The sequence below is a fragment of the Deinococcus sp. YIM 134068 genome, assembly GCF_036543075.1.
Lineage (GTDB): Bacteria > Deinococcota > Deinococci > Deinococcales > Deinococcaceae > Deinococcus > Deinococcus lichenicola.
In genome coordinates this window covers 394,460-409,382 of the sequence record NZ_JAZHPF010000001.1, presented here as the reverse complement: position 1 = coordinate 409,382, position 14,923 = coordinate 394,460, and the positions used below count along the sequence as shown (strand labels likewise).

Genomic DNA, 14,923 nt, shown 5'->3' with positions numbered 1-14,923 from the left:
CACACCCCATAAGCCCCCCGAAGGAGCCACCCCATGAAAACCCTCTTCGTCGCCCCCACCCGCAACGGCGTCGGCCTGACGAGTACGGCGCTGGGGCTTGCCCGCGCGCTGGAGCGGCAGGGCCTCAAGGTCGCCTTTCTCAAGCCCATCGCGCAGACGCACGAGCGCACGACGGACGACTCGGTGCATTTCGCGCGCACGCTCGCGCACGCCTCGGCCCCCGACCCCATCCCCCTCGCCTCCGCCGAGGAGCAGCTCAGCCAGGGCGGCGAGGAGGACCTGATGGAGAGCGTGATCGCCCTCTCCCGGCAGGCGGCGGCGGGGGTGACGGGCGGGGCCGACGTGCTCGTGGCCGAGGGGCTGGCGCTGAACGAGCGCAACGTGTACGCGGGGGCGCTGAACGCCAGCCTCGCGCGCAATCTGGAGGCCGACGTGGTGCTCGTCTCCAGCCTCGCCGGGGTGGAGGCCGCCGCCCTCGCCGACGAGCTGGAGATCACCGCGCAGAGCTACCGCCGCTCGGACGGCTCGGGCCTCGCCGGGTACGTGCTCAACTTCGCGCCCCGTGAGCTGGACTTCGGCGGCCTGCTCGCGGAGTTGCGGACGCGCAGCCGGGTCCTGGCGGGCGGCGAACTGCCCCTCCTCGGCGTGGTCGCGCAGTCCCCGACCCTGAACGCCCCGCGCACCCTCGACGTGGCCCGGCACCTGGGGGCGGAGGTGCTGAACGAGGGCGAGGCCAGGTTGCGCCGCGTCACGAGCACGGTCGTCACCGCGCGCACCGTGCCGCGCATGGCCCACCTGTTCGGGCCGGGGGCGCTCGTCGTCACGCCCGGCGACCGCGAGGACGTGGTGATGGCGGCGGCGCTCGCGCACCTCAGCGGGGTGCCGCTGGCGGGGCTGCTGTTCACCTCCGGCAGTGGCCCCGAGGAGTCCATCGAGAAGCTGTCGCGCGCCGCCCTGACGAGCACCCTGCCCGTGCTGCGGACCGAGACGAACTCCTACGAGACGGCCTCGCGCCTCTCGCGGATGGACCCCCGCGTTCCCCACGACGACACCGACCGGATGGAGCGCATCCTCGACTTCATCGCCGACCGGCTGGACATCGTGCCGCTGGGCACGAGGTTACGCAGGCCGGAGGCCGAGGGCGAGCGCCGCCTGCCGCCGAGCGCCTTCCGTTACGAACTCATCCAGAAGGCTCGCGCCGCGAATAAGCGCATCGTCCTGCCCGAGGGCGACGAGCCGCGCACCGTTCGCGCCGCCGTCCGCTGCGTGGAGAAGGGCATCGCGCGCCCGGTCCTGCTCGCCAAGCCCGAGCGGGTGCGGCAGGTCGCGGAGGGGCAGGGCCTCACCCTCCCCGACGGGCTGGAGGTCCTCGATCCCGACGCCATCCGCTCGAAGTACGTCCCCCCGATGGTCGAACTCCGCAGGAGCAAGGGCCTGACCGCCCCGCAGGCCGAGGCGCAACTGGAGGACACCGTTGTTCTGGGCACGATGATGCTCGCGCTCGGGGAGGTGGACGGGTTGGTGTCGGGGGCGATCCACACGACGGCGAATACCGTGCGGCCCGCCCTCCAACTCATCAAGACGGCCCCCGGTGCCGCGCTCGTCTCCTCCATCTTCTTCATGCTGATGCCCGAGCAGGTCCTCGTGTACGGGGACGCGGCGATCAATCCCAACCCGAACGCGGAGGAACTCGCCGACATCGCCATCCAGTCGGCGGACTCCGCGCGGGCCTTCGGCATCACGCCCAGGATCGCCATGCTCAGCTACTCGACAGGCGAGAGCGGCGCGGGCGAGGACGTGGAGAAGGTCAAGGCCGCGACCACCCTCGTCCGCGAGCGCCGACCCGACCTCCCGGTGGACGGCCCCCTCCAGTACGACGCGGCCTCGGTCCTCAGCGTCGGTCTCCAGAAGGCCCCCGGCAGCCCCGTCGCGGGCCGGGCCACCGTCTTCATCTTCCCCGACCTCAACACCGGCAACACGACCTACAAGGCGGTGCAGCGTTCGGCGGGGGTGGTCGCCGTCGGGCCGATGCTCCAGGGATTGAGAAAGCCCGTCAACGACCTATCGCGCGGGGCACTCGTGGACGACATCGTGTACACCATCGCCCTGACGGCCATCCAGGCGACGCAGCAGGCGACGCAGCCGGGGCAGGCCTGAGGGAGACGCCACCTCTCCCAGTTCTAAGAAAGATTTAATGTTAAAAGAAATGACCAGGTTGGCTCTTCTTCAAAAAAAGCCCCTTCATGAAGAAAAACCCGCTCTACGTCTTGCATCTCCGGCCTCGTTTCAGGCTTTACAGCCCCATCTTCCATCCCTCATACTTCTAACAGGGGAGGAGAATCATGGCGTACCGGAAGCTGAGCGAGCAGATCAACAAATTGGACAATCTTCAACGTAGCGACGCCTTTCTCAAGCGTTTTCGGGAGGCGGTGCGGCGGGGGCAGTTCGAGGCGACGTATCTGCGTGAACGCTTCACGCTGCCCAAGCAGTTCGCCCGGCGCGGGGCCGGGAGCACGTACCAGCGCGATACGAAGGACATGATCTTCGAGGTCACGCCCGAGTTCGAGACGTGGTTCACCCAGACGAATCAGGACCTCGCGGCGACCCGCCGGGCGCGGGCGGTCAAACCCAGCGTGGAGGCCTTCGAGTCGGGGCGGCTCGACTTCAAGGCCCTCGCCGCCGACACCCGCAAACGGATGCAGGCAAGCTTCGACAAGGGGCAGACCCTGGGCCACAACCGCGCGAAGACGTTCGCGGAGACGGGCGGCAGGCGCAAGAAGACGGCGGCGGACTGAGGGCCTTTCGGCAGAAGAATCCTTCGGCCTCCTGCGGGCGTGGGTGCCGGGGAGACAGCAGGCAGAAGGCAGAAGGCAGAAGGCAGAAGGCCCTCACGGTCGGCCTTCCGTTTTCTGCCCTCTGCGTCTCTTGCCGGAGGTCTGATGCGTCGCCGACGCTGGGCATGACCCCCGCCTGTGTCCGCCGCCCTAGACGCGTGCCCTCAGAGCGGACCTTTCCAGCAGGTGCGGAACGGGGGGGGGCACCCTTTCGCCCTCCCGCCCCGCGCCCGTATGCTGTCCGGACGTATGGCCGCCTCGCCCGACACGGTTCCCACCCCCGACCCGGACACCGCCTCTCCTTCTCCCACCTCCCAGCGGGGACTGCTGCTGGTCATCACAGGCGCGTCCGGCGTGGGCAAGGGCACCCTGCGTGAGCGGTGGCTGGCCGGGCAGGACGTGTTCTACTCGACCTCGTGGACGACCCGCGAGGCCCGCCCCGGCGAGCGCGACGGGGTGGACTACGTGTTCGTGACCCCACAGGAGTTTCTGAACAAGGCGCGGCGCGGCGGCTTTCTAGAGCACGCGCAGTTCGTCGGAAATCACTACGGCACGCCGGTCGAACCCATCGAGGAGGCCCTGAGCCGGGGGCAGGACGTGGTGCTGGAAATCGAGGTCGAGGGGGCGATGCAGGTCAAGGACCGCATGGGCGACGAGGCCATCCTCGTGTTCATCATGCCGCCCAGCCTCACCGAGTTGCGCCGCCGCCTTGTGGGCCGCGCCACCGAGACGCCCGAACGCATCGAAAAGCGGCTGGCCCGCGCCCGCGACGAGATCACCCAGGCGCACGCCTTCCGCTACGTGGTCGTGAACGACGACCTCGACCGCGCGGTGGCCGAACTCCACGCCGTCCAGCGGGCCGAGCGGGCCAGGCAGCTTCCGCCCGAACGGTGGACCCCGGAGGACCACGCCGCCGCCGACCTCGCCGGGACGGTCCGCAGCACCGCGCTGACCTCCGAGGACCTGGGCCGCGTCGTCGGAAGCTGAGATGCCGCTCGACCTCGTGCAGGGCGATATCGGGCGGGAGCGAACCTGCGCCATCGTGACCGCCGCGAACAGGGAACTCATGGGCGGCGGGGGCGTGGACGGGGTGATTCACCGCGCCGCCGGGCCGGAGCTGTTGCGCGCCATCCGCACGCTCGGGGGCACGCCGACGGGCACAGCGGTCATCACGCCCGCCTTCCGGCTGGAGGCGCAGGGCGTCCGCTTCGTCATCCACGCGGTCGGGCCAGTCTGGCGCGGCGGCGGGTACGGTGAGGCCGAGTTGCTGGCGGGTGCCTACCGCCACAGCGTCCGCCTCGCCGTGGAGAACGGCTGCGCCTCGGTCGCCTTTCCCGCCATCAGCACGGGCGTCTACGGCTACCCGCTGGAGGGGGCCGCCACCGTCACCCTGCGGACCCTCCGCGACGAACTCACCCGCCACCCCGACCTGACTGTGCGCCTCGTCCTGTACGACGGGGGGACGCTCAACACCTTCCGGCGCGCGCTGGAGAGGCTGGGCAGGGCGGAGGCCTGAGCATCCGGGCTTGCATAGCCGTCCCTTCCTCCCGCCTGGATGGAGCGGGGTGAAAACTGCGTGTCGAACGCAGCGTTGACGTTTCTGCCCAAAGCACAAACGCATAACTTGACTTCCCGCGCATAAGACGCTATCTTTCTGACCATCACCGCCCACGAGGGCGGCTTTTTTATTCCCTGTTCAGGACGGCGAGGGCGCTCAAGGCCTCGTCCACTTCCGTCTGAGCGGTGCGGCCCGGCATGGCGAGGGGCGTCAGGCGGGCGATGTCGGCCTCCACAAGCTGCCGCACCACACCCGTCCCCGAGCGCAGAAGGTGGGGACCGTACCGCAGCGCGGCAGCCTCGGGCAGACCCGTATAGGCCGGGTCGGGGCCATCTGCCCGCACAAGCCGCAGCACCGGGTAGGGCCAGTAGCCCGGAATCAGGCGCTCGTCGGTGAGATGGTAGCCGTGTTCCCGCGCCCAGACCCGCAGGGGCCGCGCCGAGTCGTTGGATTGCAGCACGAGGGCAGGCGGCAGCCTTTCCTCCGCCCGCCGCAGGATGGCCGCCACCGTGCCCGCCCCCATGCCGCACACGCTGGCGCTATCCACCTCGCCGGGCCGCAGGGGCGTGAAGCCGTCACCCCCCCGCACGTCGATCACATCACCGAGGCGGACGCGGGCCACATTCCGCCGCGCCAGGGCAAGGGGGCCGGGATTGAGTTCGACGACCACGCACCGCCGCGCCCGCCCCTCCCGAATGAGGCGGATGGGCAACTTCGCGTGGTCCGAGCCGATGTCCGCGTGGGCCTGGGCCGAGATGAGGGACAGGACCGCCTCCAGCCGGGCGTCGAGGGCGGGGGTCGGCATTCGTCCGGGCGACGGCTGGGACGAGGGCGGGGTCATCCGCAGCATGATAGGGGTGGAAGGAGTGGCCAGCCGACAGCGTTCAGTAGGGCTGTCGTGAAGGCTGGGAATGGATCAGGTTCAAGTGCGCGGCGTGCGAACCCTCAGCCGGCTCCCCTCAAGGGGAGCCTGATGTTTTGCCTCCCTTGTAAGGGGAGGTGCCCCGAAGGGGCGGAGGGGTTGCCCTCGACCCGGTTCCTCTAACCCCCTGCCGCCAGAACAACGTCCGCACGTCCACTACGACAGCTCACGTCACAGGCCGCACCTCGTCCCCCACCCGGATCACGCCGCCCCGCAGCACCCGCGCCGTGATGCCCCCGTGGCCGCGCACGGCGTTGTAGCCGCCCGGCCCCAGCTCCTCCTCCATCCGCGAGCAGGGGTGACACTCGCCCGTCCCCTCCAACACAACTTCACCGATCTGGAGGCGGGCCTCCTTGAGCGCGAGGAGCGAGAGGCCGGAGACGAGCACGTTACGGCGCAGCATCTCCGGCGTGACCACCTCCAGCCCCGAGAGCGCCGCGATGACGGGCAGATGTTCGGCGAGCAGCAGCGTGACCTGCCGCTTTCCGGGACCGCCGGGGATGGTCTGAGCGGTGGGCGAGGGCGCTGCCGTTTCCCCCGGCTCGCCCGTCAGCGCCCGGAGGCGGGTGGGCAGCGTCTTGCCGTGGTCGCCGATGAGGCCGACGAGGGGGTGGGCCTCGGCCTGCGGCACGCTCCGCACGGGTGCCCGGCGGGCCTCGCGCAGCCCGATCCACTCCACCCGGCCCGGTCGGGGGAAGGTCGCGCGCAGCTCAAAGATGGTCTTCACGCGGCCAGGGTAGCGGCCACGCCGCGCGGACTGGGTGACGGCTTGCTACACTGCCCGGCATGAGGCGTCTGACCCGACGTTCCTATCCACTCCGCCGCACGGTGGGGTAGGGTCAGTCACAGCCCGAAATCCAACCCGAAGCGGCGCACTGGTCTTTCCCGGTGCGCCGCTTTCTTTGTCTGGAGCCGACATGAACGAGATTCGCCGGAACGTGCCTGTAGACGAACAACTCGCCATTCTCAAACGCGGTGTCGTGGACCTCGTGAGCGAGGACGACCTGCGGCGCAAGCTGGAGCGCAGCCGGGAGACGGGCCAGCCCCTGCGCGTCAAGCTCGGCGCGGACCCCACCCGCCCTGATCTGCACCTCGGGCATGCCGTCATCCTCCGCAAGATGCGGCAGTTTCAGGACCTCGGGCACCGGGTCATCATGCTGATCGGCGATTTCACCGCCATGATCGGCGACCCCAGCGGCAAGTCCAAGACGCGCCCGCCCCTCACGCTGGAGGAAACCCGCGCCAACGCCCACAGCTACCTCGAACAGTGCAGGCTCATCCTCCGCAGTGAACCCGAGGTGCTGGAGGTCCGCTACAACAGCGAGTGGCTGGAAAAGCTCGGATACGCCGACATCATCCAGCTCGCCAGCCGCTACACGGTCGCCCGCATTCTGGAGCGCGACGACTTCTCCAAGCGTCTGAGTGCAGGCACGCCGATCTCCATGCACGAACTCCTGTACCCGCTGACGCAGGGGTACGACTCGGTGGCCCTCAATGCCGACGTGGAACTCGGCGGCACCGACCAACTGTTCAACAATCTCGTGGGCCGCGCCCTGCAACGCGACTACGGGCAGGAAGCCCAGGTCGTGATGACCCTGCCCCTCCTCGTCGGCCTCGACGGCACCGAGAAGATGTCCAAGAGCCTCGGCAACTACATCGGGCTGACCGACGAACCCCACGCCATGTTCGCCGGGCTGATGAAGGTGCCCGACCCGCTGCTGGACAATTACCTCACGCTGCTGACGGACCTGCCGCGCGAGCGCATCACCGACCTCCTCGCCGGGCACCCCGTCGCCGCCCACCGCGAACTCGCCCGCGAGGTGGTCGCTGGATTCCACCCGGATGCTGATCTGGAGGCCGCCGAGTCGCGTTTCAAGGCCGTCGCCAAAGGCGGCATCCCCGAGAACATCCCGACCGTGCAGGTTCCCGTCTCCGAACTGGGCGAGGACGGCACGGTGAGCATGGCCCGCCTGGTCGTCCTCGCTGGTCTGGAACCCAGCCTCGGGGCGGCGCGTAAGCTCATCGGGAACCGGGGCCTCAAGTTGAACGGCGAGACGTACCTCGAACCCCAGGGTCGCTTGAGCTTGGAAGCGGGCGGCACGGTCATTCAGAAGGGCAAGGACCGCTTCGCACGCCTCGTCCCAGGTTCCTGACGCCTCCCGCCCTCCGAGGGGCCTTCCTGGGCTTCCTGTGGGATCAGAGGCCACCAGACGAGACGTGCCGAGTCGAAAAGTTATGCACAGGACGCTGTGGATAACCTCCAAAGCTGTGGATAACGTCGTGGCGCATGTTTCCTGCCGTCCAGCCTCAGAGTTATCCACAGTCTGAGTGTGGAAAAGTCCGCGCCCTGTGGATAAAAATCTGACCGACCCATCACACGCGGGTGGTGGGCCGGTCAGGTTGGGTGAGGTACGGTTCAGGATGGCCTGAGCCTTCGGGGTTACACCCGGTCGCTCAGGTCCTCCTCGCGCAATCTCTCCACGCGCAGCATGTTGGTCGTGCCGCGCACGCCGAAGGGCACGCCCGCCGTGATCACGTAACGGTCGCCCACGTCGGCGAGGCCGCTCTTCTTCAGCTCGTCGTTGGCGATCCGCACCATGTCGTCGGTGTCGTGGGGGTCCTCGCTGAGCATGGGCACGATGCCCCACGAGAGCGCGAGTTGATTGCGGGTCTGCTCGTTGGGCGTCAGGGCCAGGATGGCGAGCGGCGGGCGGTTCTTGGCGATGCGGGTCGCGGCACCGCCCGTACTGGTGAAGGTGACGATGGCGGGCATCTCCAGCTTCTCGCCGATGGAACACGCGGCATAGGCGATGGAGTCCTGCGCGAGTTCGGTGTCGATCACGAGTTGCTGCTGGAGGAGCTTGTAGTGTTCGCTCCCCTCGGCCTCGCGGGCGATGCGGTCCATCATGGCGACAGCCTCGACCGGGTACTGCCCCGCCGCCGACTCCGCCGAGAGCATCACAGCGTCGGTGCCGTCGTAGATCGCGTTCGCCACGTCCGACGCCTCGGCGCGGGTGGGCCTGGGGAGGCTGATCATGCTCTCCAGCATCTGCGTGGCGGTGATGACGGGCTTGCCCGCCTCGCGGCACAGGCGGATCAGGCGCTTCTGGATCGTCGGCACCTGCTCGGCCCGCATCTCCACGCCGAGGTCGCCGCGCGCCACCATGATGCCGTCCACCTCGCGCAGGATGTCCTCGAAGCGGTCCACCGCCTGCGGCTTCTCGATCTTCGCCATCAGCTTGGACCGGCTGCCGAAGCGCGCGAGGTAGTGCCGGGCGAGGAGCAGGTCGTCCCGCGAGCGCACAAACGACAAGGCCACCCAGTCCACCCCCAGCCCAGCCCCGAACTCCATGTCCTGCACGTCCTTTTCCGATAGGGCGGGCACGGTCAGCTCGGCCTGCGGCACGTTGATGCCCTTGTTGTTCTTCAGCACGCCGCCGGTCACGACGGTGGTATTCACGTCGTTGCCACGCACCGTCGTTACCCGCAGGGCGAGGTTGCCGTCGTCGAGCAGCAGCAGCATGCCCGGCTGCACGTCCATCGCCAGCCCCTTGTACGTGCTGCCCACCCGCTGCGCGTCGCCCTCCACGTCGTCCATCGTGATCGTGAACGGCTGCCCCGTCTCCAGCGTGACCGCCCCCTCACGGAAGCGGCCCACCCGAATCTTCGGTCCCTGAAGGTCTTGCAGGATGCCGACAGCCCGGCCCTTCTCGGCGGCGAGTTCGCGCACCATCGTATACGTCTGGCGGTGGTCCTCCGGGTCGCCGTGGCTGAAGTTCATGCGGACCACGTTCAGCCCCGCGTCCATCATCCGCCCCAGCGTCTCCGGGTTGCGGCTCGCCGGGCCGATGGTGGCGACGATCTTGGTGGCCCTATCAAAGTGTTTCATGTGGGGATACCTGTCTTCCTGAATTGGAATTGATTCCACGCGGGGCAAGGGGTTAGGGATTAGAGGTTAAGGAAAAGATGTTCCTAACCCCCAATCCCTAAATCCTACCCCCCCTATCTCAACGCCTTGCGTCCCAGATACACCGCCGCGTCGCCCAACGCGTCCTCGATTCGCAGCAGTTGGTTGTACTTGGCGATACGGTCCGAGCGGCTGGCGCTGCCCGTCTTGATCTGCCCGGCGTTCGTGGCGACGGCGAGGTCGGCGATGAAGGCGTCCTCGGACTCCCCGGAGCGGTGGCTGATGATCGTGCCGTAGCGGTTGCGCTTGGCGAGTTCGATGGCGTCCATCGACTCGGTGAGCGAGCCGATCTGGTTCACCTTGACGAGAATCGCGTTGCCCACGCCCGTCTCGATACCGCGTTGCAGCCGCTCCGGGTTGGTCACGAACAGGTCGTCGCCGACGAGCTGCACCCGGTCGCCGATGCGCTGGGTCAGCATCTGCCAGCCGTCCCAGTCGTCCTCCGCCAGCCCGTCCTCGATGGAGATAATGGGATAACGGCTGCTCCAGTCAGCCCAGAAGTCCACCATCTCGGCGGTCGAGAGGGTGCGCCCCTCGCTCTCCAGGTGGTACTGGCCGCCTTTGTACAGCTCGGTGACGGCGGGATCGAGCGCGATGCAGATGTCCTTGCCCGGCTCGTACCCGGCCTTCTGGATGGCTTCCAGCAGGACCTCCAGCGCCTCCTCGTTGCTCTTGAGGTCCGGCGCGAAGCCGCCCTCGTCGCCCACGTTCGTGTTGTACCCGCGCCCGCTCAACACCTTTTTCAGCGCGTGGAAGGTCTCGGCCCCGTAGCGCAGCCCCTCGCGGAAGGAGGACGCGCCCACGGGCATCACCATGAACTCCTGAAAGTCCACCGAGTTGTCGGCGTGGGCACCGCCGTTGATGACGTTCATCATCGGGACAGGGAGCGTCTTGGCGTTGCTGCCGCCGAGGTAGCGGTACAGGGGGACGCCCAGCTCGTTTGCGGCGGCGCGGGCGGTGGCGAGGCTGACGGCGAGAACCGCGTTCCCGCCGAGTCGGCCCTTGTTGCCCGTTCCGTCCAGCGCTAGCATCGCGGCGTCCACCAGACCCTGCTCGGAGGCGTCCAGCCCCACCACGGCTGGGCCGAGGGCCTCGTTCACGTTCTGGACGGCCTTGAGGACACCCTTGCCGCCGTACCGCTTGTCACCGTCTCGCAGCTCCAGCGCCTCGTGGGTGCCCGTACTCGCCCCGGAGGGCACGATGGCCCGCCCCGAAAAGCCGCTGTCGAGGTGGACCTCGGCCTCCACCGTCGGGTTTCCGCGCGAGTCGAGCACTTCACGGGCGATCACTCTCTCGATGTTCATGGCTGCCTTCCTCCCCTGAGTTCAAACCGCCGGGCTTGTGCCGCTCTGTTCCCCGAAGACTATAAGCGCCCTCAGCGCGGCAGTGCTTACACCCAGTCTAACGGGGTGCTTCCCGGCGGCAGGTGCCAGCCTCCACAAGACCCACGGGCAAACATGCCCCTCCTTGCCCCTGGCTGGCCCCTTAGACGCGCAGCGTGACCATGACGGCCATGTAGCCGCCTCCCCCGCTCGCGCGGAAGATGGCGGGGCTTGTGGAGCCGGAGAAGAGAAGCTCGGCCTCTCCCTCGATGGGGCCGAGGGCGTCGAGCACATGCCGGGCGTTGAAGGCGAGGCTCATCGCGGGTTCGGTGCCGCCCTGCACCACGTCCACCGTGTCCTGCGCCCGCCCGTAGTCGCCCTCGGCGGCGAGCCGGAGCTTGCCCTCGGAGACGAGGAATTCCACCCGGTTGTTCGCGTTCTTGTCGGCGAGGACGGCCACGCGGTTCACGGCCTCCTTGAGCGTCGTGGCGGGCAGCGTGACCTGAAGCTTGATGTCCTTCGGGATCACCCGCTCGTAGTCGGGGAAGTCGCCGTCGAGAAGCTTGAGGTTCATCCTCACCCGGTCGGTGGTGACGCTGAGCATCCCCTCGCCGTAGGTGAAGCGGGCCTCGCCGTCCTTGAGGACCCGGATGAGTTCGTCGGCGCTGCGGGCGGGCACGATCAGGCTCCTGCCGTCGCCGTTCGCCGGGAAGTCGCGGATGGCGACCCGGTAGCCGTCCGAGGCGACGACGCGGGCACCGGAGGCGCGGTGTTCGAGTTTGATGCCCCGGAAGACCGCCTGAAACGCCTCGTTGCTCGCCGCGTAGCGCACGCTCCCGAAGGCGCGGGCGAGTTCGGCGGCGTCGAGGCTCACGTCGGCGTGGGTGGGAAAGCTCAGGGGCGGGTAGGCGTCGAGGTCCCCCGTCTGGAGCTTGAAGTCGCTGCCGCCCGCGCGCACGGCGAGTTCGGCTCCGGTGATCTCCAACTCCACGAGTTCGCCGCCGAGACTGCGGACGATCTGCGCGAACAGGTGGGCGGGCACCACGAAGCTTTGCGGCTCCTGCACCTCGGCGGGCACGAAGCACGACAGGTCGATTTCCAGGTTCGTGCCGCTCAGGGTCAGTCCGGCGTCGGACGCCTCCACCTTCAGCGAGGTCAGGAGGGGATTGCTGCTGCGGCTGGGGACGACCCGTTCCAGCAGGCCGAGTCCCTCGCTCAGGGTCTTCTTGGTGACGTGCGCTCTCATCTTTCCTCTCTCCTGCTTCCCTCTCCGGGTGGGTTCCTATCTTTTATCTTTTAACTGTTTTGTAAAAGATAAAAAGATAGTAGTAATAGTAGTAGGTCCTGTGGAAACTGTGGATAAGTCGCTTTCATCCGCTCCCAGAGCCGAAAAGTTTTCCACAGGGGGGCTGTGGATAACCCCCAAAACCTGTGGATAACCTGTGGATAACTCGGGGGGTTATCCACAGGCTCCGGAGCCTGTGGATAAGTGGCCTAGTTTTCCACAGGGTTATCCACAGGAAAACGGCACTTATCCACAGGTTATCCACAGGGTTATCCACAGATCGTGAAACTTTGCACAGGTGTTTGGAACGGATTTTGGAACTTATTTTGTTCTGACAGGAAAAAAGTATGAAACTACGCAAAGTTTTCCTCATCTGACTCACCTTTGATCTGGCGGCGAAGGGCATCTACCGAGGTGGTCAGTTCCGAATCCCGCCCCAGTTGTTCGGTCACTTTGGAGACGGCGTGCATCACCGTGGAGTGGTCGCGCCCGAAGAACTGGCCGATCTCGGGGAGGGAGTGGCTGGTCAGCTCGCGGACGAGGTACATGGCGACCTGACGCGGCACCACCACGTCGCGCACGCGCCCGGAGCCGCGAATGACCTCCGGCGGGAGGTTGAAATGGCCGGCGACCTGCCGCAACACGTCCATCATCTCGACCTTGACCTCGTGGGGCGTGAACACGTTGCTCAGCGCGCGGGCGGCGACGGCGCGGGAGAAGGGCACGTTGTTCAGGCTGGCGAAGGCCACGACCCGCATCAGCGCGCCCTCCAGCTCGCGGATGTTGCTCGTCACCTGCCGGGCGATCAGTTCGAGGACCTCCTGCGGGATGTCGATGCGGTTGTGCTCGGCGTTCATCTTCAGGATCGCCACCCGCGTCTCGAATTCCGGCGACTGGATGTCGGTGATGAGTCCCCACTCGAAGCGGCTGCGGAGGCGTCCGGCGAGCGTCTGGATGTCCTTCGGGGGGCGGTCCGAACTCAGGATGATCTGCTTGTGGCTCTCGTAGAGCGCGTTGAAAGTGTGGAAGAACTCCTCCTGCGTGCGCTCCTTCGCGGCGAGGAACTGGATGTCGTCCACGAGCAGCAGGTCCACCGAGCGGTAGCGGTTGCGAAACTGGGTCATCCGGTCGTCGCGGATGGCGTTGATCAGGTCGTTCGTGAACGATTCGGTGGAGACGTACTCGATGCGTTTTTCCGGGAAGCGCTCGGCCATGTAATGCCCGACCGCGTGCATCAGGTGCGTCTTGCCCAGGCCCACGTCCCCGTAGATGAAGAGGGGATTGTACGCCTTGCCGGGTGACTCGGCGACCGCCAGCGCCGCCGCGTGCGCGAGGTTGTTGTTCGGCCCCACCACAAAGTTCTCGAAGGTGTACTTGGGGTTGAGGCTCTTGCGGTTCTCGCCGGGGGAGGGCGCTGCTGGGCCGCCGGAGCGGAGCGGGGGCCTGCCCGGCGGGGACGGTGGTGGTGGGGGGTCCTGCGGCAGGATCATCGCCTCCTGCACGGCGGGCAGCACCTGAAAACTCACCTGCGGATTCTGCGCGCCGAGGTTGCGCAATGCGTCCTCCAGCAGCCCCTGATACTGCCGCCGCACAAAGTCCTGCGCGAAGGAGTTGCGGACTCCCAGCACCAGCGAGCCGTCCTGCACGCCCAGATTCTTCATGGGCGCGAACCAGGTGTGGAATTCGACTTCCGTGATGTTCTTGCGGACGTACCCGAGCACGTCGGCCCAGATTTCCTGCGAGATAACGGGCACCTCCCCCCAAGTGAACGGGGGCCAGCATACCACCCGCCCTTTTTCGGGCTTTCCCGCCGGGCCTACCTTCTCACCGCTGGGAGACAACAGCAGAACGGCCCCGCTCGAAGAGGAGGGGGCCGCGCGACGACGGGAGGGTACATGGTCCGTCAGGAGAAGGTCACGGGGTCGGACGCCGTGCCGCTCTCCCAGTCCAGCTCTCCTATTCCAACACCAGGACGTACTCGTTGGTCACGGCGTCCACCGCCAGGATCAGCCCGTAGGTGCCTCCCGCCCGAAGGTCCACGCTGATGTCCGCCAGCAAGGTGCCGTTGAGCGAGTTCTGAACGCTGAGGGTCCGGCGTCCGGGGGGCAGGCTGATGGGCCGGTAGGGGGCGCTGGCACGCACCTGCCGCAGGAGGACCGTACGGTTGTCGAGCACCACGTCCACGTCGCCCGCCCGCTGCGTCTGGGAGCGGAAGAATACGGTCGCGGTGTCCGTACGGGCGGCGGGAGAGGACGCCTGTCCGGGGAGAGCCTGGGTGGAAGTCGCGGGCGCGCATCCGATCAGGGTTCCCAGGGTCAGGAGGCCGAGGGCGAGGGGGGCGAGGGTGGGGCGTGGGCGTGGGTGCATAGGTGGTTCCTCCAGGGGCGGTCGGCTTGCCTCTCCAGAGCCTAGCGACCCATTCCTCTCCCCTGCACGAGAGTCCGCTCAAGACCGGGCAGGTCATCCGCCTCATAAACCGTTGCCGACATGAAAAGCCCCGCCTCGGGTGGTCCGGGACGGGGTGGGGGGTGGATGGGGTGGGAGCGGCTCAGTGGACGTTCACCGCCGTTCTCACCGCAGTATCGCCGCTGGCGAGGGCAAGTTCGTAGCCCATCGTGTCCTCGTCGTTCTGGAGGCTCACGGCGTAGAGGCTGTTCGCCATCACGTTCAGGGTGGTCGTCGCCAGGGTCGCGCCGCCGACGCTCGCCTTCACGGTGATGGCGTGGGTGCCGGGGGTCAGGCGCAGGGCGCTCGCGCGGTCGCTGGCACGCACGTTCGTCTGAATCTGGGTGCCGTCCACCTCCACGTCCACCGCCCCCGCGCGGCCCGTGTCGGCCAGGAAGAGGACGTTCGGGTGGGCGGTCGCCGTGCCCGTCGTCCCGGTGATCGTCTGGGCACCGGCGGCACCGAGGGTCATCGCGGCGGTCAGGAGCAGGGCGGCGGTGGTCAGGGCGGTCTTGCGGGGCTGGGTCATGGTCGTTCTCCTCCGGGTGGGGTTTGCAGGTCGGCGACGCTCGCCTTTCCTGATGCCCGCA

General features: G+C 67.6%; 13 protein-coding genes. 5 read left to right on the top strand and 8 right to left on the bottom strand.

Going from position 1 to position 14,923, the window contains the following annotated elements:
* Window positions 1–33: 33 nt before the first annotated feature.
* The 4 genes from pta to V3W47_RS02180 all read left to right on the top strand — a co-directional run bounded on the left by pta (window position 34) and on the right by V3W47_RS02180 (window position 4,350).
* On the top strand, window positions 34–2,157 hold the full coding sequence (gene pta / locus V3W47_RS02195; RefSeq protein ID WP_331823506.1) for a phosphate acetyltransferase: 2,124 nt from the start codon (window positions 34–36) through the stop codon (window positions 2,155–2,157).
* A 185-nt stretch (window positions 2,158–2,342) separates the two neighbouring features.
* Window positions 2,343–2,795 (top strand): hypothetical protein, encoded by a 453-nt coding sequence (locus V3W47_RS02190; RefSeq protein ID WP_331823505.1) that lies wholly within the window; start codon window positions 2,343–2,345, stop codon window positions 2,793–2,795.
* Window positions 2,796–3,083: 288 nt separating this feature from the next.
* On the top strand, window positions 3,084–3,821 hold the full coding sequence (gene gmk / locus V3W47_RS02185; protein WP_331823504.1) for a guanylate kinase: 738 nt from the start codon (window positions 3,084–3,086) through the stop codon (window positions 3,819–3,821).
* A 1-nt stretch (window position 3,822) separates the two neighbouring features.
* Window positions 3,823–4,350: a macro domain-containing protein gene (locus V3W47_RS02180; RefSeq protein WP_331823503.1), complete on the top strand. Its 528-nt coding sequence runs from the start codon at window positions 3,823–3,825 to the stop codon at window positions 4,348–4,350.
* Between the two features lie 169 nt (window positions 4,351–4,519).
* Here V3W47_RS02180 and V3W47_RS02175 read toward each other — a convergent pair whose 3' ends face one another.
* Window positions 4,520–5,197, bottom strand: coding sequence for a tRNA (adenine(22)-N(1))-methyltransferase TrmK (locus V3W47_RS02175; RefSeq protein WP_331823585.1), 678 nt, complete (start codon window positions 5,195–5,197; stop codon window positions 4,520–4,522).
* Window positions 5,198–5,480: 283 nt separating this feature from the next.
* Complete coding sequence (locus V3W47_RS02170) at window positions 5,481–6,041, bottom strand: MOSC domain-containing protein (protein ID WP_331823502.1); 561 nt, start codon at window positions 6,039–6,041, stop codon at window positions 5,481–5,483.
* A 190-nt stretch (window positions 6,042–6,231) separates the two neighbouring features.
* On the opposite strand from V3W47_RS02170, the gene tyrS reads away from it, so the two are divergent.
* A complete protein-coding gene (gene tyrS / locus V3W47_RS02165) occupies window positions 6,232–7,467 on the top strand; it encodes a tyrosine--tRNA ligase (protein ID WP_331823501.1) in 1,236 nt (411 codons plus the stop codon).
* Between the two features lie 287 nt (window positions 7,468–7,754).
* On the opposite strand, the gene pyk is transcribed toward tyrS, so the two are convergent.
* The 6 genes from pyk to V3W47_RS02135 form a co-directional block, all read right to left on the bottom strand.
* Window positions 7,755–9,203, bottom strand: coding sequence for a pyruvate kinase (gene pyk, locus V3W47_RS02160; RefSeq protein ID WP_331823500.1), 1,449 nt, complete (start codon window positions 9,201–9,203; stop codon window positions 7,755–7,757).
* Between the two features lie 113 nt (window positions 9,204–9,316).
* Window positions 9,317–10,585: a phosphopyruvate hydratase gene (gene eno / locus V3W47_RS02155; protein ID WP_331823499.1), complete on the bottom strand. Its 1,269-nt coding sequence runs from the start codon at window positions 10,583–10,585 to the stop codon at window positions 9,317–9,319.
* Window positions 10,586–10,766: 181 nt separating this feature from the next.
* Window positions 10,767–11,849 (bottom strand): DNA polymerase III subunit beta, encoded by a 1,083-nt coding sequence (dnaN, locus tag V3W47_RS02150; protein ID WP_331823498.1) that lies wholly within the window; start codon window positions 11,847–11,849, stop codon window positions 10,767–10,769.
* A gap of 392 nt (window positions 11,850–12,241) precedes the next feature.
* A complete protein-coding gene (gene dnaA, locus V3W47_RS02145) occupies window positions 12,242–13,633 on the bottom strand; it encodes a chromosomal replication initiator protein DnaA (protein WP_331823584.1) in 1,392 nt (463 codons plus the stop codon).
* A gap of 211 nt (window positions 13,634–13,844) precedes the next feature.
* Complete coding sequence (locus V3W47_RS02140; RefSeq protein ID WP_331823497.1) at window positions 13,845–14,255, bottom strand: hypothetical protein; 411 nt, start codon at window positions 14,253–14,255, stop codon at window positions 13,845–13,847.
* Between the two features lie 181 nt (window positions 14,256–14,436).
* Window positions 14,437–14,862 (bottom strand): DUF4397 domain-containing protein, encoded by a 426-nt coding sequence (locus tag V3W47_RS02135; protein WP_331823496.1) that lies wholly within the window; start codon window positions 14,860–14,862, stop codon window positions 14,437–14,439.
* Between the last annotated feature and the right edge of the window lie 61 nt (window positions 14,863–14,923).

Coding starts and splice junctions, on each gene's coding strand:
- pta (WP_331823506.1), top strand. CDS start 34: ATGAAAACCCTCTTCGTCGCCCCCACCCGCAACGGCGTCGGCCTGACG.
- V3W47_RS02190 (WP_331823505.1), top strand. CDS start 2,343: ATGGCGTACCGGAAGCTGAGCGAGCAGATCAACAAATTGGACAATCTT.
- gmk (WP_331823504.1), top strand. CDS start 3,084: ATGGCCGCCTCGCCCGACACGGTTCCCACCCCCGACCCGGACACCGCC.
- V3W47_RS02180 (WP_331823503.1), top strand. CDS start 3,823: ATGCCGCTCGACCTCGTGCAGGGCGATATCGGGCGGGAGCGAACCTGC.
- V3W47_RS02175 (WP_331823585.1), bottom strand. CDS start 5,197: ATGCCGACCCCCGCCCTCGACGCCCGGCTGGAGGCGGTCCTGTCCCTC.
- tyrS (WP_331823501.1), top strand. CDS start 6,232: ATGAACGAGATTCGCCGGAACGTGCCTGTAGACGAACAACTCGCCATT.
- pyk (WP_331823500.1), bottom strand. CDS start 9,203: ATGAAACACTTTGATAGGGCCACCAAGATCGTCGCCACCATCGGCCCG.
- eno (WP_331823499.1), bottom strand. CDS start 10,585: ATGAACATCGAGAGAGTGATCGCCCGTGAAGTGCTCGACTCGCGCGGA.
- dnaN (WP_331823498.1), bottom strand. CDS start 11,849: ATGAGAGCGCACGTCACCAAGAAGACCCTGAGCGAGGGACTCGGCCTG.
- V3W47_RS02140 (WP_331823497.1), bottom strand. CDS start 14,255: ATGCACCCACGCCCACGCCCCACCCTCGCCCCCCTCGCCCTCGGCCTC.
- V3W47_RS02135 (WP_331823496.1), bottom strand. CDS start 14,862: ATGACCCAGCCCCGCAAGACCGCCCTGACCACCGCCGCCCTGCTCCTG.